The sequence below is a fragment of the Amycolatopsis sp. NPDC104775 genome (assembly GCF_055583325.1).
Map to the genome: position 1 here is coordinate 1,569,323 of NZ_JBVJOE010000001.1, position 21,997 is coordinate 1,591,319.

Consider the following 21,997-nt stretch of genomic DNA (forward strand, 5'->3'; position numbering starts at 1 on the left):
TGGAGGGGAGGACGGTGGGGCTGGCCGGGTGCGGCAAGGTAGGTTCGGCGCTGGTGTCCGAGGGGTACCCATCAACGGGTCATCCGCACCTGCGAGGAGGCTAAGCGTGCACGTGGTGATCATGGGATGCGGCCGCGTCGGCGCGTCTCTGGCCGCGGCGCTGGAGCGGCTGGGCCACGACGTGGCCGTCATCGACAAGAACCAGCAGGCGTTCCGCAGGCTGGGCAGCGACTTCCACGGCCAGCAGGTCGTCGGGGCGGGTTTCGACCGCCGGGTGCTCGTCGAGGCCGGGATCGAGCGCGCGGGTGCTTTCGCGGCCGTGTCGAGCGGCGACAATTCCAACATCATCTCCGCGCGGGTCGCGCGCGAGAACTTCGGCGTCGAGCACGTGGTCGCGCGGATCTACGACCACAAGCGCGCCGCGGTGTACGAGCGCCTCGGCATCCCGACCGTCGCGACCGTGCCGTGGACGACCGACCGGTTCCTGCGCACCCTTCTCCCCGACGGCGTCGCCTCCGCGTGGCGCGACCCGTCCGGCAACGTCGCGCTGCTGCAGCTGCCGCTGCACGAGGGCTGGGTCGGCCGCAGCGTGCGCGAACTGCAGGAGACCACCGGCGCGCGGGTGGCGTTCATGATGCGGTTCGGCACCGCGGTGCTGCCGGACGCGAAAACCGTCGTGCAGGCCGACGACGACGTGTGGGTGGCGGCGCGCTCGGGCACCGTCGGAGACGTGACGAGCCTGGCCGCTCGCGCCCCCGAGGAGGAGAACTGATGCGGGTCGCGATCGCGGGCGCGGGAGCCGTCGGGCAGTCCATCGCCGCCGAGCTCATCGACGGCAATCACCAGGTGATGCTGATCGAGCGCGACGCCGACCAGTTCGAGCCGGAATCCGTTCCGCAGGCCGACTGGGTGCTGGGCGACGCGTGCGAGGTGTCGATCCTCGAGGAGTCCGGCATCGAGCGCTGCGACGTCGTGATCGCGGCGAGCGGCGACGACAAGGCGAACCTCGTGGTGTCGCTGCTGGCGAAGACGGAGTTCGCCGTGCGGCGCGTGGTGGCGCGGGTGAACAACCCGGCCAACGAATGGCTGTTCACCGACGCGTGGGGCGTCGACGTGGCCGTGTCGACCCCGCGGATGCTCGCCGCGATGGTCGAGGAAGCGGTGAGCGTGGGCGATCTGGTGCGGCTGATGACGTTCCGGCAGGGCCAGGCGAACCTGGTGGAACTCACCCTGCCGGAGGAGACGCCGCTGGCGGGCAAGCCGGTGAGCGAGCTGGCGCTGCCGCGCGACGCCGCGCTGGTGACCATCCTGCGCGGCGACCGGGTGATCGTGCCGCAGCCGGAGGACCCGCTGGAGGCGGGCGACGAGCTGCTGTTCGTCGCGACCTCGGACGTCGAACCCGAGATCCGCACGGCACTGGGCTACTGAACCGCGAAAAGGGGCGGGCCACCGCGGGCCCGCCCCTTTTTCGTGCGTCGGATCAGGTTTCGGGAGTCGGCGCCTGCGCGTACTTCTCCCGCAGCCGCGCTTCGACCTGCGCGTCGGTTTCCGGCTGCGGTTCTTCCTCGGCGAGCGCCTTGAGCCGCTTGTCGGAGCGGCGCACCGCCCAGACGACCACCAGCAGCCCGATCGCGTACAGCGGGTAGCCCATCGCGATCTTGGCGAACGCGAGCCAGCCGGTCTGGTTGCCGTCGTACAGCCAGCGCTGCACCACGAACCGGGCGGCGAAGATGACGGCCATCGCGAGCGTCGCGACGTCGTAGCCGTAGCGCGACGGCTTGTCCTTGCGCCAGGCGGTGCCGTTGCCGTTGAGCGCGTTCCACACGACGCCCGCCAGCGGCCAGCGCACCAGCACCGAGATCACGAAAACCGCGCAGTAGACGAGGCTCGCCCAGATGCCGAAGAGGAAGAACCCCTTCGCCGATCCGGTGCGGAACGCGATGAACGCCGCGATCGCGACGCCGAAGAACCCGGAGATGGCCGGCTGCAGCGGCTCCTTGCGCACGACGCGCAGGACGGTGATCGCCACCGCGCTCCCGATCGAGCCCCAGATCGCCACGGTAAGCCCGAAGAACGCGTTCAGCAGGACGAACACGATGACCGGCACCGAGGAGTAGAACAGGCCGGAAACGCCGCCCATCTGCTCCATCAGCGTCGGCTGCCGCTCTTCGTCGTCCCCGTTTCCGGGCACGTCCTTCTGGTCGCGGGGAGCAGCGGGTTCAGTCACGAGAGTTGATCACCCTACCGGGCTCTGGAGTTCGTAATACGGGTTGTAGAGCACCTTCTGCCCATCCCGTTCGGCCATCCGGCCGCGCACCTTGACAGTACGGCCGGGCTCGATGCCGGGAATCCGGCGCCTGCCCAGCCAGATTAGCGTCACGCCCTGTGTGCCGTCGAACAGCTCCGCCTGCAGCGAGGCGGGCCCGTCGGTCGGCGACAGCTCGACGCTGCGCAGCCTTCCGAGGACAGTCACCTCTTCGCCGGACCGGCAGTCACAGGCGCGCTGCGCGCCTTCGGCACCCGACCTCTCGGACATTTCGTCGGCGTCGAGGTCCTCGACGTCGCTGGTCAGCTTGCGAACCAACCGGCTGAAGTAGCCGCCGTCCTTGGCGGACATGGTGTGCTCCTGTGCTCCGGGGCCCCCGACTTCGTTCGGCCCGTGCGTATTCCAGCGTAGCTGCGGTCCCAGCCAGGGAAACGGGTTTGGGGCAAGATCGCAACGTGACGTCCGCAATCCGTCTCCCGGCCGCCGTCCTCCTGCCCGGTACCGGCTCCGATGAGGTGTTCGTGCGCTCGGTGTTCGGGGGTCCGCTCGCGGCGCTGGGGGTGCCGCTGACCACACCCGCGCCGGTCGCCGGGGCCGGTCTGGCGGAGGGATTCCTGGCCGAGCTGGACCGTCTCGCTGACCGGCACGGGACGGTGCTGGTCGGCGGGATTTCGTTCGGGGCGCATCTCGCGGCGGAGTGGGCGGTGGCGAATCCCGGGCGTTGCGGGGGGCTGCTCGCGGCGCTCCCGGCCTGGAACGGCGAATCCGGCCAAGCACCCGCGGCGCTGGCCGCGACGGTCACAGCGGATCTGGTGGCCGGGAAAGGGGTCGACGGAGCAGTCGCGCACGCCGAGGCCGGGAGTCCGGCGTGGCTGGCGGAGGAGCTGGGCCGGGCTTGGCGGCGGCACGGAGACGGGCTGGAGGCCGGGCTGCGGGTGGCGGCGGGAAGAGCCGCGCCGACGGTCGAGGCCTTGCGAAAGCTGGATGTCCCGGCGGGCGTCGGGGCGTGCGTGGACGACCCGATTCATCCCGCTTCGGTCGCCCGGGAGTGGGCGGAAGCGTTGCCCCGGGGCCAGTACGGCGAGACGTCGCTCGCGGCGCTCGGCCGGGAGCGGGAGTCGCTGGGAAGAGCGACCGTCCTGGCGTTCTTGCGGTCTCTCTGACCGGTTCCCTCTTGCGGGAACGTGAGAGTGGCCCCCACGGAACTGACGTCCGTGAGGGCCACCGGAAAAACGAGCGTGCCTTAGCCCTGCTGCTCGGCGATGTGCTGGGCAACCGCGTCGGGAAGCGTGATGGGAAGCGGAGTGCGCACCGGCATGGGCGAGTTGCCCCGGTCGACGACGGTGTGGCGCACGATCGCCCGCAGCACCTCGGGAGCCTGGGCGGCCGCGGACTGCGGACCGGCGATGACGCCGCGCAGCATCCAGCGCGGGCCGTCCACCCCGACGAAACGCAAGGCGACGTCGCCGACGATCGCGGACAGTTCCATGCCCCATTCGCCGCGGCCGACGTTGACCTTCGCGCCGTCCGCGCGCAGCTGGTCGGCGAGCTCGTTGCTCACCTCGCGCCACAGGCCGCCGGATTTCGGGGCCGCGTAGGCGCTGACGGTGATCTGCCCGACTTCCGTCACGACGTGCACCGCGCGCACGCCGCCCTCTTCCGGGTCCATTTCGACCTGCACCTGCGAGCCGTCGGGCACCGGAACGCGCACCGAGCCCAGGTCGATGCGCGGGATGCCGTCTTCTTCGGCTTCGGCGACGTCGAACGGGCCGTCGGGCGTTTCCGACAGCTGGTCCTCGGGTTCGAGCGCGTCGTCGGTGCCGTCCGCTTCGGCGCTTTCTCCGCGCCGGGAAGCGGCACCCCCGGTCTCGTCGTCGCCGGACCGGCGCTTGCGTCCGAAAATCCCCACTATCGTTCCGTTCCTTCCCCGGTGCCCGCGCCGGTGTCTCCGGCGCCGGGTGCCAGTGTGGCGTGCCCGCCGGTCGAGCCGTAACCTCCCGCGCCGCGTTCGGTCGGCTCGAGTTCGGCGACCTCGACGAACTCCGCGTGCTCGACCTTCTGGACCACCAGCTGCGCGATCCGGTCGCCGCGGGCCAGCACGATCTTCTCGCGCGGGTCGTGGTTGACCAGGCACACTTTGATCTCGCCGCGGTAGCCCGAGTCGATCGTGCCAGGAGTGTTCACCACCGACAGCCCGACGCGCGCCGCGAGCCCGGAGCGCGGGTGCACGAACCCGGCGTACCCGGAAGGCAGCGCGATCGCGACCCCGGTGCCGACGACCCCGCGCTCGCCGGGCCCGAGCACGATATCCGAGGTGGTGACGAGATCGGCCCCGGCATCGCCGGGCCGGGCATAGGCGGGCGGCGGGACTTCGGGGTCGAGCCGCTGAAGGAGGACCTGAACGCTGGACACGGGCGGCGAGACTACCCTTACCCTCGTGGCTGACCGCGTGAACACCGCCGCGACGGGCGTCGTCGCACACTCCGAACGCCTCTACCTCCCGTGGTGGGGCTGGCCCCTGCCGATGGCCGGGGCGATCCTGCTCGGCATCGAGGTCCACCTGGGCTACCCGTCGATCCCGATGTGGATCCCCCTCGCGATCGCCGTCCCGGTCATGGCCGCCCTCCTGCTCTCGATGGGCAGGGCGAAAATCCAGATCACCAGCGGCGACGAGCCAGAACTCTGGGTCGGCGACGCCCACCTGCCCCTGCGCTACGTCGGCGACATCACCGTCGTGGAAAAAGACGCCAAACGCCACGCCCTAGGCCGCGACGGCGACCCCGCGGCCTTCGTCCTCCACCGCGGCTGGGTAGGCCCCGCAGTCCGCATCACCCTCACGGACCCGGAAGACCCCACCCCCTACTGGCTCTTCAGCACCCGCAAACCACAGCGAGTAACAGAACTCCTCCGCAACGCCTAACCAAACGCCTAACCAACCGCACCCCGCACAACCAACCCAACCCGGCAGCCAGCCCCCGCCCTGCACCCCGATACGAAGCCTTCCCTGCGGTTCGAGGGTGGTTGTCAAGGCATCTTTCCCGCCTTGACAACCACCCTCGAACCGTCAGCACACTCAGCTTCGGGGTGCCCCACGCACCACCCCCAGCGCAATGTCGCCCCCAGGCGACGAGCCGCCCCCACCCGGACACGAGTAAGGGGGCCGCCCCGAAGGCCGACCCCCTTGCTACCCGGTCACACCAGACCGCGAAAACGCTGACCCCGTGAATCTCCCCTGGATCTCCCCTCGGAAAATCCCCAGGTCAGGCGCAATCGCGGCAGATCAGCCGTCCGCCGTTGTCCTCGGCGAGCCTGCTCCGGTGGTGCACCAGGAAACACACCGAGCAGGTGAACTCGTCCGCCTGCTTCGGCACGACCTTCACGGTCATGTCTTCCCCGGAGAGCCCCGAGAGGTCCGCGCCGGGAAGTTCGAAGTTCTCCGCGGTCGCGTCCTCGTCGACGTCGACGACGCCGGACTGGTTCTCGTTGCGCCGGGCCTTCAGCTCCTCCAACGAGTCTTCGGCCAGCTCGTCGGCTTCGCTGCGGCGCGGAGCGTCGTAGTCGGTAGCCATTGTCCCTCACCCCTGCGATTCAGCATCTCGTCCTGCACCGGTTCCGGAGGCGCCCGATACCGGTCGTGCCGCTGGTCAACGTTCCAGCGCCCCTGTTTGTGCCCGGCCTTCGAGTGACCCAGGTCTCAACCTGGTTGACCTCGTTCTGCGGCCGGAGCCCGGGAAGGGTAGCTCACCGCCGGGCGCGCCTCGCACCGAGTCGGACATTGCCGGACCAGCGTCACCCGGGAGGGGGAACGCGCAGGTGAGACGCCTGTCCTCCGTTCGGGTTGCCCCGCCGTCGTAAACATCACCTCGCGGCTGAGTCCGCTTGCTCGCGCGGAGCCGTCCATGATGCGATCGGGCCGGAGGGGCATTACGCGGAACGGGTGAAGGTGACCCGCGACACCGCGCCCCGCGGAGAGCGCCTAGGCTCACCGGCTACCACGCCGGTGCGTACGCTGGCGGTTACCGCGAGGCGCGGCGGGGTGACCGCGGCCGGTTCTGCGAGGGGAAGGGACGGGGCAGGTGGCGTCGGGGAACGGGTCGGGGAACCGTGGTGCGCGGCCTTATCGCAAGCACCGTCCGCTGCCCGCGTTGATCGTGATCGGCGTGCTCGCGCTCGGCGCGGTGTTCGTCTGGGTCCACGCCGTGGTCGGCCGCGGCGACGTCGACGAGGCGGTCCGCTGCAGTCCCGAGCCCAAGGCCCCGCCGGGAGTCACCTACACCTCGGTGCCGCACAACGGCCTGGACGACCGCTCGCCGATGCCGCCGGACAAGATCGCGCTGAAAGTGCTCAACGCGAGCAGCACGCGCGGACAGGGCAGCATCGCCACCAACGCGCTGCGGGATCTCGGCTTCACCGCGATCGGCGATCCCGGCAACGACCCGGCGTACCCGAAGGGCGACGCGCGCTGCCGCGGCCAGATCCGCTACGGCGACAACGGCGCCTCCGCCGCCCGCACGGTCAGCCTGGTGGTCCCCTGCGCCGAACTGGTCCACGACACCCGCAAGGACGCCAGCGTCGACCTGGCCACCGGCAAGCTGTTCACCGACATCCTGCCGCGGCCCGAGGCGGTCACGATCCTCAAGCAGCTCACCTCCTGGTCGCAGGCGCACCAGGGCGGCGGCAGCAGCGAGCAGTCGGCCAGCCCCGGCGCGCCGGTGATCGACCAGACTCTCCTGGCCTCGGCCCGCGCCGTCACCTGCTGACCCCCTCGACGAGGTCAGCAGGCCCGGCCCGCCGTCACACGTCCGCCGCGCCGTTTTCGGCCAGCGCCGCGCGCAGTTCCGCCGCGATCCCGGGCGACGCCGCGAACGTCGCGTCCTCCCCCAGATCCGCTGCTTCGCCGGGCAGCAGCACCGTCGCGCCCGCCTCCTGGGCCACCAGCGCGCCAGCGGCCCAGTCCCAGCGGTGCAAGCCATGCTCGAAGTACCCGTCCAGCCAGCCGGCCGCGACGGCGCACAGGTCCAGCGAAGCCGCGCCCCGGCGGCGGATGTCGCGCACGCGCCCGACCAGATCCGCGGTCAGCTTGCCCTGCCGGACCCGGCGTTCCTGGCCGTAGGCGAACCCCATCCCCACGAGCGCCAGCTCCAGCCGGTCCGCCGCGGTCACCGACAGCCGGGCGCCGTCGAGCCACGAACCGCCGCCGCGGACGGCCGTCCAGCGCCGGCCGCTGACCGGCTCGACGACCGCTCCGGCGACCGACACCCCGTCGATCTGCGCGGCGATCGACACCGCGAAAGTCGGCAAGCCGTAAAGGAAATTGACCGTCCCGTCGATCGGATCGACCACCCAGACCACCCCGCCCTCGGCGGCGCTCCCGGCCCCGCCGCCCTCTTCGCCGAGCACCGGTTCCCCGGGCCGGAGGCGTTCCAGGCGAGCGCGGACCAGTTCCTCCGATTCGCGGTCCACCGCGGTCACCACGTCGGTCTCCGCCGACTTCGTGTCCACCGCGACCTCGCCGCCGGACCGCATCCGCACCCAAGCCGTCCGGACCAGGTGCGCGGCCTCGACCGCGACCTGTTCGGCGGTGTTTTTCAGGTCGTTCAGCATCGCCTCGTCAACTCCCACGCCCGCCATGTCATCACATCCGGTTAAAGTCTCCGCAGCAGACTTCTGAATCGTGCGAGAAGGGACCACGTCAGTGACGGCGACCCGAGGTTTCGGAATCGACATCGGCGGCAGCGGGATCAAAGGCGCGCTGGTCGATTTGGAACAGGGACAGCTCATCGGGGACCGGCACCGGATCGAAACGCCGCAGCCGTCGACGCCGGACGCGGTGGCGGACGTCGTCGCCGAGATCGTCCGCGCGGCGGAGTGGGACGGCCCGGTCGGCGTGACGCTTCCCGCGGTGGTGAAGAAGGGGACCGCGCACACCGCGGCCAACATCGACCACAAGTGGATCGGCACGGACGCCGAAGCGCTGTTCGCGAAGCGGCTCGGCAAGAGCGTCGAGGAAGTCACGATGCTCAACGACGCCGACGCCGCCGGCCTCGCCGAAATCCGTTTCGGCGACGCGGCCGCGCGCACCGGCGTGACGGCGCTGCTCACCTTCGGCACCGGAATCGGCAGCGCGCTGTTCCAGGACGGCAAGCTCGTGCCCAACACCGAGTTCGGCCATCTGGAGGTCGACGGCCACGACGCGGAGAAGCGCGCCGCCGCTTCGGTGAAGGACAACGAGGGCCTGTCGTATCCGGAGTGGGCCAAGCGGGTGCACCGGTACCTCTCGGTGCTGGAGAACCTGATCTGGCCGGACCTGTTCATCGTCGGCGGCGGCGTCAGCAAGAAGGCCGAGAAGTGGGTGCCGCTGCTGGACATCCGCACGCCGGTGGCCGTCGCGTCGTTGCAGAACAACGCGGGCATCGTCGGGGCCGCCGCGGCCGCCGCGGAGAGCGCCGGGCGCTGAACGAGCGGTCCGCGCCAGGTCTCGGACCGGTCACCGCGAGGCGCCGGACAGGGGGCCGGAGGGTGATCGCTTCGCGACGCAGTGGGCCGACGTCGTTACAATGGAACACGGCGCAGGAGCTGCGGAGGTAAAACCGCAGGCCGAGGCGTGTTCCCCGAATGTGAGGCAGCTGAGGTGGCGACATCTCGGCTCGTCATGATCGACCGCTGCGAAAGGGCGTAAGTGGCAGCCGCAAGAACCGCAACCCGAAGCGGGACGAAGACAGCGACCGAAGCCGGCGAGCCGGCCGACGAGGCAGCCACCGGAGCGGCGAAGTCCCCGGCGCGCAAGACCGCCGCGAAGCCGGCGGGCGCGAAGAAGACTCCGGCCAAGAAGGCTCCGGCGAAGAAGGCCGCCGCGAAGGGTCCGAAGACCGACGACGGCGATCCCGACGGCCCGGTCGACCTCGACGAGGCCGAACTCGACAGCCCGGACCTGTCCGATCTCGAAGAGGTCGAGGTCGACGTCGTCGACGAAACGGTCAACGACGAGACCGACGACGACGAGGACGACTCCGAGGACGAGGCCGAAGCGGTCGACGAGACCGCGGGCGCGGCTTCCTCGACCGCGGCGCGCCGTCGCGCGGCCGCGGCCGACAAGGGCGGCAAGTCCTCGGACAACCCGGACTTCGTGTGGGACGAGGAGGAGTCCGAGGCGCTGCGCCAGGCGCGCAAGGACGCCGAGCTCACCGCGTCGGCCGACTCCGTCCGCGCCTACCTCAAGCAGATCGGCAAGGTCGCGCTGCTGAACGCCGAGGAGGAGGTGGAGCTCGCCAAGCGGATCGAGGCGGGGCTCTACGCCGCCGAGCGCGTGCGCACCGCCGAGGAGGAGGGCGAGAAGCTCGTCACCCAGATGCGCCGCGACCTCAAGTGGATCGTGCGCGACGGCGAGCGGGCCAAGAACCACCTGCTGGAGGCGAACCTCCGGCTCGTGGTGTCGCTGGCCAAGCGCTACACCGGCCGCGGCATGGCGTTCCTGGACCTGATCCAGGAGGGCAACCTCGGCCTGATCCGCGCGGTGGAGAAGTTCGACTACACCAAGGGCTACAAGTTCTCCACCTACGCCACGTGGTGGATCCGCCAGGCCATCACCCGCGCGATGGCCGACCAGGCCCGCACCATCCGCATCCCGGTGCACATGGTCGAGGTCATCAACAAGCTCGGCCGCATCCAGCGCGAGCTCCTGCAGGACCTCGGCCGCGAGCCGACGCCCGAGGAACTCGCCAAGGAGATGGACATCTCGCCGGAGAAGGTCCTGGAGATCCAGCAGTACGCGCGCGAGCCGATCTCGCTGGACCAGACCATCGGCGACGAGGGCGATTCGCAGCTCGGCGACTTCATCGAGGACTCCGAGGCGGTCGTCGCGGTGGACGCGGTGTCGTTCACGCTGCTGCAGGACCAGCTCCAGTCGGTGCTGCAGACGCTGTCCGAGCGCGAGGCGGGCGTGGTCCGGCTGCGCTTCGGCCTCACCGACGGCCAGCCGCGCACGCTCGACGAGATCGGCCAGGTCTACGGGGTCACGCGCGAGCGGATCCGGCAGATCGAGTCGAAGACGATGTCGAAGCTGCGTCACCCGTCGCGTTCGCAGGTGCTGCGCGACTACCTGGACTGAGCCGCTCAGGTTCTCCCGAGAAACCCCGTCCCGCACTACGCGGCGGCGGGGTTTCTCGCGTTTAACGACAACAACGGCGGCCGGCATTTTCCGCGAAATCCTTCCTTCGCCCGGCACAGTGGACTGGACAAGTCCCGAAATCCCGGAGACACGAAGCCCCGATGCGAATTACGCTGCGGCGCAACGGGAATCCATCGAGTGAATCCCGGAGAGCGAACGTGCACCCGAACGTGCAGTCCCGCGGGGCTTCGGAGTCTCGGGCGTTGGCGTGCGTGTCCGTTTCCCGTTCACAACCGTTCACCCGGAACCCCCGGAACCGTTCCGGAATACTCATCGCGGGTGCACGGTCGCGCACCCAAAGCGACACTGGGACGCGGGCAAGGGGCTAAAGTCGGTTGTTCTCCGCCCACGCGCGAAAATCGTGATTGTTTGGTTGCCTGAAAACGAAGATCGCAACGGCTGATCGCCATTAGGCTGCGCCCACAACGAGCGTCAGTATTGGAAGGCAGCACCGCCCAGTGTTTTCGACGAAAACTCAATCGCGAGCGAGCCAGGGATGCCCGGCGGCGCGGAGCGGATCCTCCGGCCCCGGTGAAGCGAGGCAACTGTGATCGGGTTCCTCCTCCGCAGACTCGTCAACTACATCGCCCTGTGCCTCGTCGCGACCTTCGCGGCGTTCTCCCTGGCGTCGCTGTCCTTCAGCCCGCTGGACGCGCTCAAGCTGCGCAACCCGCCCGCCCCGCAGGCGACGATCGACGCCAAGGCCGCCGAACTGCACCTGGACCAGTCGATCCCGCACCGGTTCATCACCTGGCTGGGCGGCGTCATCCAGGGCGACTTCGGCCGCACCGTCGCCGATCAGGCGATCACCGACGAGCTGTTCCGCCGCGCGGGCGTGAGCCTGCGGCTGTTCCTGCTCGGCATCACGATCGGCATCATCATCGGCGTGCTGGTCGGCGTGGTCAGCGCGATCCGGCAGTACAAGATCAGCGACTACATCGCCACCACGTTCTCCTTCGTGGTGCTGTCGACGCCGGTGTTCGTGATCGCCACGATCCTCAAGGCGGGCGCGCAGTCGGTCAACGACAACCTGCTCGACGGGTACCAGTTCTTCATCGTGCAGGGCGAGGGCGGCGCGATCGACGGCGGCTTCGGCGACGTCCTGCTCGACCGGCTGCAGCACATCATCGTGCCGACTCTGGCGATCGTGCTGACCCAGGTCGCCTACTACAGCCGCTACCAGCGTTCGGCGATGCTCGACGTGCTCGGCTCGGACTTCCTGCGCACCGCGCAGGCCAAGGGCCTCACCCGCAGGCGCGCGCTGTTCAAGCACGGCCTGCGCACCGCGCTGATCCCGATGGCGACGCTGTTCGCGTTCGGTTTCGGCCTGCTCATCACCGGCGGCGTCTTCACCGAGAAGATCTTCGGCTGGTACGGCATGGGCGACTGGCTGGTGACCGGCATCCAAAAGCAGGACACCAACATCGTCACCACCGTGACCCTGTTCATCGCGATCTGCGTGCTGCTCGCCGGCTGGCTCGCGGACGTGCTCTACGCCGCGCTCGACCCGAGGGTGAGGATCTGATGGCCGCCCCATTGAACGAGGCCGACCTCGCCGATTCGGCCGTCGCCGCCACCGAAACGGCCACCGAGCAGCAGGGCGGGAAGTCCTCCAGCCGCGGCAAGCTCGTCGCCCGCCGGTTCTTCCGCAACAAACTGGCCCTCGCCGGGCTCGTCGTGATCCTGCTGTTCTACGTGCTGGCGTTCACCTACACCTGGTATTCGCCGTGGGGCTACGACGAACTCGACCCGGCCTCGACGCTGATGCCGCCGGACGGCACGCACTGGTTCGGCACGAACCAGATCGGCGGCGACATGTTCGCGCAGACCATGCGCGGGCTGCAGAAGTCGCTGACCATCGGCCTGCTGGCCGCGCTGTTCTCCACCGGCGTGGCCTCGATCGTCGGCTCCGCGGCCGGGTACTTCGGCGGCTGGACCGACCGGATCTCGATGTGGGTCGTCGACCTGCTGCTGATCCTGCCGCCGTTCCTGATCATCTCGATCCTGTCGCCCGCCTTCCGCGGCAAGACCTGGCTGATCCTGGTCGGCCTGATCGCGCTGTTCCAGTGGATGATCACCGCCCGCATCGTCCGCGGCATGACGCTGACGCTGCGCGAACGCGAGTTCGTCAAGGCCGCCAAGTTCATGGGCCAGTCCCCGTGGCGGATCATCTTCAAGCACATCGTGCCGAACATGGCGTCGCTGCTGATCATCGACGCGACGATCAACGTCGGCGTCGCGATCATCATGGAGACGTCGCTGTCGTTCTTCGGCTTCGGCGTGCAGGCTCCGGACGTTTCGCTCGGCACGCTGATCTCGGCGGGTTCCGACGCGGTCCGCACGTTCCCGTGGCTGTTCTACATCCCGGCCGGCTTCCTGGTGTTCACCGTGCTCGCGGTGAACTTCGTCGGCGACGGCCTGCGCGACGCGCTCGACCCGTCGTCCAGCCGTTCGCGGCGCAAGGAACGCAAGCGGATCGAAGAAAAGACCAAGTCGAGCGCCTCGACGCAACCTGTGGGAGCAGAAGCATGAGCGCCGCACTCGAACTGAGCGCGGAAACGGGCAAGCCCACCGGCACCGTGCTCGAGGTTTCCGACCTCGAAGTGTCCTTCCCGTCCGAGTCCGGCCGCGTGCACGCGGTGCGCGGGCTGAGCTATCAGGTCGCCGCGGGCGAGGTCCTCGGCATCGTCGGCGAGTCCGGTTCGGGCAAGTCGGTTTCGTCGCTCGCGGTGATGGGGCTGCTGCCCCCGCAGGCGCGGGTTTCGGGCTCGATCCGGTTCCAGGACAGCGAATTGATCGGCAAGTCCGACACCGAACTGTCGAAGATCCGCGGCAAGAAGATCTCGATGGTCTTCCAGGACCCGCTGTCCGCGCTGACGCCGGTGTACACCGTCGGGGCGCAGATCGCCGAAGCGCTGCTGGTGCACGGCAAGGGCACGATCACCAAGCAGCAGGCGAACAACCGCGCGGTCGAACTGCTCGACCTGGTCGGCATCCCGAACGCGGCGGCGCGCGCGAAGGCGTTCCCGCACGAGTTCTCCGGCGGCATGCGCCAGCGCGCGGTGATCGCCATCGCGATCGCCAACGACCCGGACCTGATCATCGCCGACGAGCCGACCACCGCGCTCGACGTGACGGTGCAGGCGCAGGTGCTCGAGGTGCTCAAGACCGCGCAGGAGGTCACCGGCGCCGGCATCGTGATCATCACGCACGACCTCGGCGTGGTCGCCGGGTTCGCCGACCGGCTGATGGTGATGTACGCCGGGCGCGCGGTCGAGCAGGGTCCGGTCGACACGATCTACGCCCAGCCGCGGATGCCGTACACGCTGGGCCTGCTCGGTTCGATCCCCCGCGTCGATGCGCGGGAGAAGCAGCCGCTGGTGCCGATCGAGGGCCAGCCGCCGTCTCTGGTGAACCTGCCGCAAGGCTGCCCGTTCGCGCCGCGCTGCCCGCTGGCGATCGACGCCTGCCGCACAGCCGAGCCGGAGCTGTTCACGATCACGCCGGGCAACCCGAACGCGCCGGTCGACACCACGCACCGGGCCGCCTGCATCCGCACCGAGGAACTCGCCCGTCCCGAGGCGGACGCCGCCGAGGTCTACGGAGCCGAGGTCATCGAAGAGGCCCCGGTCGCTGCCCTGCCCCGCGCCCAGCGTTCCACCGTGCTGGACGTGCGGGACCTGCAGAAGCACTATCCGGTCAGCAAGGGCACCGTCTTCAAGCGCAAGGTCGGCACCGTCCGCGCGGTGGACGGGATCACCTTCGACATCGTCGAGGGCGAAACCCTGGGCCTGGTCGGCGAATCCGGCTGTGGCAAGTCGACCACGCTGATGGAGATCCTCGAGCTGGCGGCCCCGTCGCACGGTTCGGTCGCGGTGCTCGGCAAGGACGTGGCGAAGCTCGCGGGCAAGGACCGCAAGTCGATCCGCCGCGACCTGCAGGTGGTCTTCCAGGACCCGATGGCCGCGCTCGACCCTCGGCTGCCGATCGGCGACATCATCGCCGAGCCGATGGTGACGCACGGGTTTTCGAAGGAGCGCATCGACAAGCGCGTGCCGGAGCTGCTCGGGCTGGTCGGCCTGCGCGCCGAGCACGCCGACCGGTACCCGGCGGAGTTCTCCGGCGGGCAGCGCCAGCGCATCGGCATCGCCCGGGCGCTCGCGCTGGAGCCGAAGCTGATCGTGCTCGACGAGCCGGTGTCCGCGCTCGACGTGTCGATCCAGGCCGGCGTGATCAACCTGCTGGACGAGCTCAAGGCCAAACTGGGCCTGTCGTACCTGTTCGTGGCGCACGACCTGTCGGTGGTCCGGCACATCGCCGACCGCGTGGCGGTGATGTACCTCGGCAAGATCGTGGAGATCGGCGACGTCCGCACGGTTTTCGAGGCGCCGCAGCATCCGTACACGCAGGCGTTGCTGTCGGCGATCCCGATCCCGGACCCGGCCAAGGAGCGCGAGCGCGGCCGGATCATCCTCACCGGCGACCTGCCCAGCCCGGCGAATCCGCCTTCGGGCTGCCGGTTCCGCACCCGGTGTTTCGTTTTCTCTCAACTGTCCGATGAGGACAAGAAGAAGTGCGTCGACGTCGAACCGCCGCGCGAATCCCGCGCCGAGGACCACGACGTGGCGTGCCACTACGCCAAAACCCGCGAAGTCGTGTAGCCACGATCCGTTGGCACACCAGAAGAAGGAAGGTAAACACATGCGACGGAGAATGGCCGCGATCGTGGCCCCCGTTGCCGCTCTGGGGCTCCTGCTCGCCGCTTGCGGCGGCGGCAGCGGCAGCGACGGCAAAGGGCTGCAGGACACCGGCACGTCGAGCGTCAAGACCGCCGACATCAACGAGCAGCCGCTGGACAAGCTGAAGGACGGCGGCGACTTCAAGTGGCCGGTCGACCAGCTGCCGGACAACTGGAACTACTACCAGGTCGACGGCACCGTCCTGGACGGCGCGAGCATGTTCGGCGCGATCCTGCCCTACCCGTTCCCGCAGAACGCGGACTCGACGGTCGGCCTGGACAAGAACTACCTGACATCGGCGGAGATCGTCAGCCAGGACCCGCAGGTCATCGAGTACAAGATCAACCCGAAGGCCAAGTGGAGCAACGGGCGCCAGTTCTCCTGGGAGGACTTCGCCGCGATGGCGAAGGTGCTGAACGGCAAGGACACCTCCTACCAGGTCTCCAGCACCACCGGCTACGAGGACATCTCGAAGGTCGAGAAGGGCACTGACGACCTCGACGTCAAGGTCACCTTCGCGAAGAAGTTCGCGGAGTGGAAGTCGCTGTTCTCGCCGCTGTACCCGAAGGAGGCGATGGCCGACGCCAACACCTTCAACAAGAGCTGGGCGCAGAAGGCGCTGATCACCGCGGGTCCGTTCAAGATCAAGAGCGTCGACTACACCGCCAAGACCGCGGTGTTCGAGCGCGACCCGAACTGGTGGGGCGACAAGCCGAAGCTGGACACCGTGACCTACAAGGTCGTGGACCGTCCCGCGCTGGCGGACGCGTTCGCCAACGGGCAGATCGACTACTACCCGCTGAACAACGACATCAACGCGTTCAAGCGGGCCCAGGCCGACCCGAACGCGGTCGTGCGCCAGTCGGCCTACCCCGACTACACGCACATGACGCTCAACGGCGCCTCGTCCTCGATCCTCGCGGACAAGGACCTGCGGCTGGCGGTCATGCGCGGCGTCGACACGGTGACCATCGCCAAGTCGATCCTCGGCCAGATGCAGAAGGACACCACGCCGATCGGCAACCACCTGTACCTCAAGGGTTCGAAGACCTACGAGGACAACAGCGGGCCGTACAAGTTCGACCAGAACGCGGCCAAGGCCGAGCTGGACAAGCTGGGCTGGAAGCAGTCCGGCGACCTGCGCGCCAAGGACGGCAAGCAGCTGAAGCTGCGCCTGGTGATCCCGACCGGCACCCCGATCAGCCAGCAGACCGCCCAGATCCTGCAGTCGCAGCTGAAGGCGATCGGCGTGGGCATCGACATCGTCGCGGTCCCGTCGACCGAGTTCTTCAAGAACTACGTGAACGTCGGCAACTTCGACCTCACGCTGTTCCGCTGGATCTCGAACTCGTTCCCGATCGGCGGCAGCAAGGGCATCTACTACCTGGACCCGAAGAACATCAACCAGAACTACGGCCGGATCGGCAGCGACAAGGAAAACCAGCTGCTCGACACCGCGGCGCAGGAACTGGACGACACCAAGCGGGCCGCGGACATCAACGCCGCGGACAAGGAGATCTGGGCGCTGGGCCACCAGCTTCCGATCTTCCAGTCGGTCGGAGCCTTCGCCGTGCGCAAGACCGTGGCCAACTTCGGTTCGCCGGGTTACGCGAACAACCCGTACGACTACCCCAAGATCGGGTTCATGAAGTAATCCTCCCCTAGCGGGAATCGAAGGAGCGGCGCGGACTCCCCGCGCCGCTCCTTCCTTTTTGGACGGTCAAGGTGAGTTAAGGTGAGCTCTGTGCGGAATTTCCTGCGATTGCGGCCGGTACGGCACATCCTGGTGACGAGCGCGGTCGTGTTCGTCGCGTGCGCGGCGGTGTTCGTGGTGCAACTGCTGGAGTTCAACAGCACCCGGCCGCGGCTGCAGGGGCTGACCGCGAACGCGACCGGGATCGTCTCCCGGGTCGACGATTCCACTGTCACGGTGCGGTTCCCGGTGCCGAATCAGCCGGAAGCGAGCGCTGCGGTCGAGCTGGACACCACTCCCCCGCGGCTGGGCGCGAAGGTTCCGGTGCGCTACGACCCGGCAGCCCCTTCGCGGGCAGTCACGACCGGGGCGTCGGCGTTGGTGACGGCCGACCGTGCCTCGACGTACGCGACGGTCACTGTGGTCGCGGTGCTGGCGATGCTGGCGGTGAACGGATTCCTGCTCTTCACGCGTTTCGTGCAACCCTCGCGACGGAAGGCGAGCGCTTCGGTGCCGATGCGCCGAGTGAAGGTGCAGCGCGGCTTGCTGACGCGGTCGTGGCTGGAGACCGACACCGCCACGCCGCGCTGGATTCCGGTGTACTTCTCGCCGACGCTGATCGGCCTGCCGTCGCCCTCGCGAGTCGAGGTGCTGGGTGACCTGCGCACGGACCGCCACGTCGCCGTCCGGATCGACGACGAGGTGCTGTACCCGGCGGGATCGGTGCGCACTGGCGAACCTCGCGGCCGTCGCCTCGACAACCCTTCCGAGCCGGACGAAGAACGCGCACTTGCCGCAGCCACGCCGGTACGGCTTGCGCGGCAGTTCCGTGCTGACCTGCCGGTGCTCGCGGTCGCTCCGGTAGTGGGTGCGTTCTGGGCGCTGGTGGACGGGAGCGGCTTCGCGGGCTGGCTGACGGTCAGCGTGCTGATCGCGGCGTTCGGGTTCTGGTGGGCCGCGTTGCGTGGTTCCGACCCGTCACTCTGACTCCAGCGCCGACAGGATCCCGGCCAGCTCCGGATAAGACTCCTCGACCTTCCCTTCCTTGCCGAGCCGGTACCGCTCCAACCGCACCGCGCCGATATGCCGGGCTTCGTAGTACAACGCCCGCCGCCGCGCTGCCGGAGAAGCGTCCGGCTGGCCGTAGGTGTCCCAGAACGCGTCCCGCTCGGTGCCGGGTTTCGCCGACGCCATGCGGATCGTCCAGTCCGCCGCCGGGTCGCCCCACCAGGCGCGGTCGTGGTCGAACACACCGACAATCTCCAGCGATGGCGTCAGCATCACGTTCACATGCCACAGATCCCCGTGCAGCAGGCGCGGTTCGGTGATCTCGTCGAGCAGTTCCGCGTCGCGCCTCACCCAGTCGGCCACCGCGCGCAGGTCTGCCCCGTCGAGGCCGAGGTCTTCGACGTCAGCGGCGTTGTCCTCGAAGTACGCGATCAGCGCCTCGCTCCAGGTCCCGAAATGCGGTCCGGCCACGAGGCCGAAACCGGGGCCGCGCACCTCGTGGACGGCGCGGGTGATCTCGCCGAGCTGGTGGAAGTACGGCGTCCGCTCCCCTGGCGAAACCGCGGACAGGATTTCCGGACCGGGTTCTCCGGGAAGAACGGCCTGCAGTACGTAATCGCGGCCGATGACCTGATGTGTGAAGTCCGCGGCGAGCGTGCGCGGCATCAGCGGCGCGATCGGCGCGAAGTACGGCGCGGCGAGGTATTCGTTGCGCATGAACTGGGGCTCGATCCGGGTCTGCCGCGCGGGTTCCGGGGCGACGCGCAGGATCGCCGAGCCCTCGGCCAGTTCCACTCGATAGGTGTTGTTGTACCCGCCCCAGCCAATTTCGACGGCGGACCGCACGCTGGAGCCGAGCGCGCGGCGGCAGAGCAGTTCGATCTGCTCGGCGGTGAGCGGTTGCTGGAACGCGTCTGAGGGCCGGTCTTTCGGCTGGAAGTCCACCGGGGCATCCTGCCACTCCGCTCAGGACAGCACGAATCCTTTACGGCTCAGCGAATCCTCGATCCGCAGCCGTTCGAGATCCCGGTCGACGCCCTCGCGCAGCCCGTCGAGCCGGTGCGCGACGCCGACCTCGCGGCAGGCGGTGACGAGCAGTTCGTCGTACGCCTGCCGGGTGCCGATCCGGCGCGCGGCGGGCGTTCCGGCGGGCAGTTGCGCGAGTGTCCGGCGTACCCGGCGCAAGTCGGCCGCCACCTGCTCCACTGGCGGTTCGGACGGTACTGGAGCAGCACGTCGCCGACGCAGCCAGCGGCAGAGCGCGGGAACGCGGAGGGCAGCCCAGAACAACGCCGAGGGTGCCACGCTGACCACGGCGAACAGCACAACCGGACCGGCCGCCACGCTCCCGAGTTTAGCCGCGGCGGCGTTTGCGCGCGCGGTTCGCGAACAGCACCGCCACGCCCGCCGCGAGCAGGACGACGCTGGCGATCACGTGCAGCTCCGGCGGCAGCACGTGCAACTGGACGAACCAGCTCGGGTGCTCCGCCCCGGCGATCCGGTTGATCAGCCCGCCCGCGCCCTGCACCACCAGGAGAACGCCGATCAGCTCGATCATCGCGACGCTTCCTTTTTCTGCGCGGAAGAGCCGAAAATCTCCTGCCACAGCGGCCCGAAGACGAACCACAGGCCGGTGAGCGTGCCCAGCCGCGGCAGCCAGCCCCAGAGCGGCTCGACGTGCCCCGATCCGCCGACCACCGCGATCGCGAGCAGCAGCAGCCCTGCGCTGATCGCGGACGCCAGCACGCATTTGCCCCATTCGAGCCATTCCTTGCGGGCCTTCGCGCGGCCGTACAGCTTCTCCGGCCGCGGTGCGCCGGCGAACCGGTGCGCGAACCGGGCATCGGCCCACGCCACCATCGACGGCCCGAACACCACCGAGAAGCCCAGATACACCGCGGCCAGCCCGTGCGTCACGTTCGGCGTCGCGCCATTCATCAGGTCGATCACCGTGATCACCAGCAGCACCAGGTCGACCACCGGCACCAGGGCCAGGAGCACGGTGCTGGCCTTCTGCTTGCGCAAGGCGTACCGGGTCAGCAGCCCGGCCGCGATGAAGACCCAGAACCCGACCTCGCACGCCACGATGGCGGCGGTCATCGGGCTGTTCAGAAGCTCGTCCATGGCTTCACTGTCGCGGGCGCGGGCGTCCGCGCGCGTCAGCGGACGGCACGATCGAGGGTCATCATTTCGTAGGACGACCCCGCTGCCGCGGTGTGCTGTCATGGTCGGGTGCGCCTGCGAGACCTGCGCTCGGCCGTCCCCCGGCCGCGCGACCTGCCCTCTTGGCAGCAGAACGGCCTCATCGCGCTCGCGGTGTTCGCCGGCGGCACGATGCTGTACCTCACCGGCAGCCATCATCTGCTGCCGAAGGGCGACTCGTTCCCGCTCTGGGTCCGGTTCGCCGAACTCGGCGCGGTGTGCCTCGCCACGTTCCTGCGCCGGAACGTGCCGTGGGGGCTGCTGGTCGCCACCGGGATCGTCGGCGTCGACGTCGCGCTGGGCCTGTCGTTGCCGATCGTCATCGCGTACACGGATTTCCTGTACTCCGCGATGCTCTACGGCTCCCGCTGGACGTCCCGGGTGCTGGTCGGGGTGACCGCGACCGTCACGCTCACCGTGCTGTTCGTGTTCCTGGCCGTGGCGGGCTGGCGGACAGCGGCGCTCGGCGCGTTCAGCATGCTGTCGTTCGTGCTGGTCCCGGTGTGGTGGGGCGCGAATGTGCGCCAGCAGAGCGACATCGCGGCCTCCGAACGCGCCAACGCCGAACAGCTCGCGACGATCGCGGCGCTGGACCGCCGGGCGGCGGTGGCGGCCGAACGCGCGCGGATGGCCCGAGACCTGCACGACGCCGTCGCCGGGCATCTGTCGGCGATCGCCATCCAGTCGGAGGCGGCACTGTCCATGGCGGACGATCCGAAGACCGCGCAGACCGTACTCGTCGCGGTGCGGGAGAACAGCGTGCGCGCGCTGGAGGAAATGCGCGCGATGATCGGCCTGTTGCGCTCGGAGTCCCCAGTGTCCTCAGTGTCCGCGGAGGAAGAGGTGACCGCCCCGGCGCGGCTGGCCGAGTTGTCCAGGTTGGTGGAATCGGCCCGGGCGGCGGGCATGACGGTTACTGTGGATTCCACTGTGGACGAAGAACTTCCGCTGCCGACGGCGGTCGACCTCACCGCGTACCGGATCGCTCAGGAGGCGCTGACCAACGCGGTCAAACACGCTCCGGGCAGCCGGGCGACAGTGCGGCTGCACATCGCCGACGGCACGCTGACCGTCGAGATCGGCAACGAACTGCTCGGCGCACCCGCCCAAGCCGACAGCGGCGGGCACGGACTGCTGAGCATGCGCGAGCGCGCGCACGCCGTCGGCGGCACCCTGCGAGCCGGTCCGTCCGGGCCGCGCTGGCTTGTCCACGCCGAACTTCCCCTCGCCGGAGAGCTGTCATGACCATCCGGGTCCTCGTCGCCGACGATCACGGCGCCATCCGCGCCGGGCTCGCGCTCATCCTCGGCAACGCCGAGGGCATCGAGGTGGTCGGCGAAGCCGCCGACGGCGAGGTCGCGCTGCGCCAGGCCCGCGCGTTGCGGCCGGACGTCGTCCTGATGGACGTCCGGATGCCCGGCACCGACGGGATCACCGCCACCCGGCAGCTGATCGCCGAGGGGCTCGCCGAAGTCCTCGTCCTCACCACCTTCGACCTCGACGAGTACGTGCACGCCGCGCTGCGCGCCGGAGCCGCCGGATTCCTCTTGAAGTCGGTCGAGGCGCCGCGGCTGATCGAGGCCGTCCGGCTGGTCGCGGCGGGCGAAGGGGTGCTCGCCCCGCAGGTCACGAAACGCCTGATCGCCGCGTTCGCCAGCACGCCGGCCGCTCCGTCGCCCGCGCCGACCGGGCTGGCGGATCTCACCGAACGCGAGCGCGAGGTGCTGGGCTGCCTGGGAGCCGGGCTCTCGAACGCCGAAATCGGCGCCCGGCTGTACATCGGCGAGGCGACGGTGAAGACGCACGTTTCCCGGGTGCTGGCCAAGCTCGGCCTGCGCTCCCGCGTGCAGGCCGCGATCCTCGCCCAGGACCGCGGGATCGAACCGCCCGGATAGCCGATCTGCGCATCCGGGCGAGACCTT

General features: G+C 69.3%; 24 protein-coding genes. 14 read left to right on the forward strand and 10 right to left on the reverse strand.

Translation table 11 applies throughout. The annotated features are described in order from the left end of the window. Positions 1–106: 106 nt before the first annotated feature. Together ACZ63D_RS06870 and ACZ63D_RS06875 are read left to right on the forward strand one after the other, a co-directional pair. Entirely contained in the window at positions 107–772 is a 666-nt protein-coding gene (locus tag ACZ63D_RS06870) for a potassium channel family protein (RefSeq protein WP_067579456.1), read from the forward strand. Then, entirely contained in the window at positions 772–1,428 is a 657-nt protein-coding gene (locus ACZ63D_RS06875; protein WP_009075577.1) for a potassium channel family protein, read from the forward strand. The genes ACZ63D_RS06870 and ACZ63D_RS06875 overlap by 1 nt, the downstream gene beginning before the upstream one ends. A gap of 52 nt (positions 1,429–1,480) precedes the next feature. Here the strand turns inward: ACZ63D_RS06875 and ACZ63D_RS06880 are convergent, their stop codons facing one another. Next, complete coding sequence (locus ACZ63D_RS06880) at positions 1,481–2,227, reverse strand: DUF3159 domain-containing protein (protein WP_465353323.1); 747 nt, start codon at positions 2,225–2,227, stop codon at positions 1,481–1,483. 9 nt (positions 2,228–2,236) lie between these two features. After that, positions 2,237–2,617, reverse strand: a complete 381-nt coding sequence (locus tag ACZ63D_RS06885; protein WP_009075573.1) for an OB-fold nucleic acid binding domain-containing protein — start codon at positions 2,615–2,617, stop codon at positions 2,237–2,239. A gap of 104 nt (positions 2,618–2,721) precedes the next feature. Here ACZ63D_RS06885 and ACZ63D_RS06890 point away from each other — a divergent pair, with 104 nt between their 5' ends. Further along, positions 2,722–3,429, forward strand: a complete 708-nt coding sequence (locus tag ACZ63D_RS06890; RefSeq protein ID WP_465353324.1) for an alpha/beta fold hydrolase — start codon at positions 2,722–2,724, stop codon at positions 3,427–3,429. 80 nt (positions 3,430–3,509) lie between these two features. Here the strand turns inward: ACZ63D_RS06890 and ACZ63D_RS06895 are convergent, their stop codons facing one another. Further along, the gene (locus ACZ63D_RS06895) at positions 3,510–4,175 is read right to left on the reverse strand and encodes a DUF3710 domain-containing protein (protein WP_465353325.1); all 666 of its coding nucleotides are present in this window, start codon (positions 4,173–4,175) and stop codon (positions 3,510–3,512) included. Next, positions 4,175–4,678 (reverse strand): dUTP diphosphatase, encoded by a 504-nt coding sequence (dut, locus tag ACZ63D_RS06900; protein ID WP_465353326.1) that lies wholly within the window; start codon positions 4,676–4,678, stop codon positions 4,175–4,177. The genes ACZ63D_RS06895 and dut overlap by 1 nt, the downstream gene beginning before the upstream one ends. 25 nt (positions 4,679–4,703) lie before the next feature. On the opposite strand from dut, the gene ACZ63D_RS06905 reads away from it, so the two are divergent. Beyond that, positions 4,704–5,186 (forward strand): DUF3093 domain-containing protein, encoded by a 483-nt coding sequence (locus tag ACZ63D_RS06905; protein ID WP_465353327.1) that lies wholly within the window; start codon positions 4,704–4,706, stop codon positions 5,184–5,186. Between the two features lie 340 nt (positions 5,187–5,526). Here the strand turns inward: ACZ63D_RS06905 and ACZ63D_RS06910 are convergent, their stop codons facing one another. After that, the gene (locus ACZ63D_RS06910) at positions 5,527–5,835 is read right to left on the reverse strand and encodes a DUF4193 domain-containing protein (protein WP_013224476.1); all 309 of its coding nucleotides are present in this window, start codon (positions 5,833–5,835) and stop codon (positions 5,527–5,529) included. Between the two features lie 507 nt (positions 5,836–6,342). Here ACZ63D_RS06910 and cei point away from each other — a divergent pair. Beyond that, positions 6,343–7,026, forward strand: a complete 684-nt coding sequence (cei, locus tag ACZ63D_RS06915; RefSeq protein ID WP_465353328.1) for an envelope integrity protein Cei — start codon at positions 6,343–6,345, stop codon at positions 7,024–7,026. A 34-nt stretch (positions 7,027–7,060) separates the two neighbouring features. Here the strand turns inward: cei and ACZ63D_RS06920 are convergent, their stop codons facing one another. Next, entirely contained in the window at positions 7,061–7,897 is an 837-nt protein-coding gene (locus ACZ63D_RS06920; protein WP_465353329.1) for an inositol monophosphatase family protein, read from the reverse strand. 64 nt (positions 7,898–7,961) lie between these two features. Here ACZ63D_RS06920 and ppgK point away from each other — a divergent pair, with 64 nt between their 5' ends. The 7 genes from ppgK (at position 7,962) to ACZ63D_RS06955 (ending at position 17,852) form a co-directional block, all read left to right on the forward strand. Beyond that, positions 7,962–8,723 carry a polyphosphate--glucose phosphotransferase gene (ppgK, locus tag ACZ63D_RS06925; protein WP_465353330.1) on the forward strand — a complete coding sequence of 254 codons (762 nt, stop codon included), beginning with the start codon at positions 7,962–7,964 and terminating at the stop codon, positions 8,721–8,723. Positions 8,724–8,945: 222 nt separating this feature from the next. Beyond that, positions 8,946–10,373, forward strand: a complete 1,428-nt coding sequence (locus tag ACZ63D_RS06930) for an RNA polymerase sigma factor (RefSeq protein WP_465353331.1) — start codon at positions 8,946–8,948, stop codon at positions 10,371–10,373. Between the two features lie 607 nt (positions 10,374–10,980). Then, positions 10,981–11,958: an ABC transporter permease gene (locus tag ACZ63D_RS06935; protein WP_465353332.1), complete on the forward strand. Its 978-nt coding sequence runs from the start codon at positions 10,981–10,983 to the stop codon at positions 11,956–11,958. Beyond that, positions 11,958–12,965: an ABC transporter permease gene (locus tag ACZ63D_RS06940; protein WP_465353333.1), complete on the forward strand. Its 1,008-nt coding sequence runs from the start codon at positions 11,958–11,960 to the stop codon at positions 12,963–12,965. Before ACZ63D_RS06935 ends, ACZ63D_RS06940 begins: the two co-directional genes overlap by 1 nt. Further along, a complete protein-coding gene (locus tag ACZ63D_RS06945) occupies positions 12,962–15,094 on the forward strand; it encodes an ABC transporter ATP-binding protein (RefSeq protein ID WP_465353334.1) in 2,133 nt (710 codons plus the stop codon). Before ACZ63D_RS06940 ends, ACZ63D_RS06945 begins: the two co-directional genes overlap by 4 nt. Positions 15,095–15,134: 40 nt before the next feature. Continuing rightward, on the forward strand, positions 15,135–16,826 hold the full coding sequence (locus ACZ63D_RS06950) for an ABC transporter family substrate-binding protein (RefSeq protein WP_465353335.1): 1,692 nt from the start codon (positions 15,135–15,137) through the stop codon (positions 16,824–16,826). 81 nt (positions 16,827–16,907) lie between these two features. Next, entirely contained in the window at positions 16,908–17,852 is a 945-nt protein-coding gene (locus ACZ63D_RS06955) for a hypothetical protein (protein WP_465353336.1), read from the forward strand. On the opposite strand, the gene ACZ63D_RS06960 is transcribed toward ACZ63D_RS06955, so the two are convergent. The 4 genes from ACZ63D_RS06960 to ACZ63D_RS06975 are packed head-to-tail and all read right to left on the reverse strand — an operon-like array spanning position 17,844 to position 19,997. Next, positions 17,844–18,818, reverse strand: a complete 975-nt coding sequence (locus ACZ63D_RS06960) for a phosphotransferase family protein (RefSeq protein ID WP_465353337.1) — start codon at positions 18,816–18,818, stop codon at positions 17,844–17,846. The genes ACZ63D_RS06955 and ACZ63D_RS06960 overlap by 9 nt on opposite strands. A 21-nt stretch (positions 18,819–18,839) precedes the next feature. Continuing rightward, positions 18,840–19,217, reverse strand: a complete 378-nt coding sequence (locus tag ACZ63D_RS06965) for a hypothetical protein (RefSeq protein WP_465353338.1) — start codon at positions 19,215–19,217, stop codon at positions 18,840–18,842. A 10-nt stretch (positions 19,218–19,227) separates the two neighbouring features. Continuing rightward, entirely contained in the window at positions 19,228–19,431 is a 204-nt protein-coding gene (locus ACZ63D_RS06970) for a hypothetical protein (RefSeq protein WP_465353339.1), read from the reverse strand. After that, a complete protein-coding gene (locus tag ACZ63D_RS06975) occupies positions 19,428–19,997 on the reverse strand; it encodes a hypothetical protein (RefSeq protein WP_465353340.1) in 570 nt (189 codons plus the stop codon). Before ACZ63D_RS06975 ends, ACZ63D_RS06970 begins: the two co-directional genes overlap by 4 nt. 123 nt (positions 19,998–20,120) lie before the next feature. Here ACZ63D_RS06975 and ACZ63D_RS06980 point away from each other — a divergent pair, with 123 nt between their 5' ends. Both ACZ63D_RS06980 and ACZ63D_RS06985 read left to right on the forward strand, forming a co-directional pair. Further along, complete coding sequence (locus ACZ63D_RS06980; protein WP_465353710.1) at positions 20,121–21,320, forward strand: sensor histidine kinase; 1,200 nt, start codon at positions 20,121–20,123, stop codon at positions 21,318–21,320. Continuing rightward, positions 21,317–21,970 (forward strand): response regulator, encoded by a 654-nt coding sequence (locus tag ACZ63D_RS06985; RefSeq protein WP_465353341.1) that lies wholly within the window; start codon positions 21,317–21,319, stop codon positions 21,968–21,970. Before ACZ63D_RS06980 ends, ACZ63D_RS06985 begins: the two co-directional genes overlap by 4 nt. Positions 21,971–21,997: the final 27 nt, after the last annotated feature.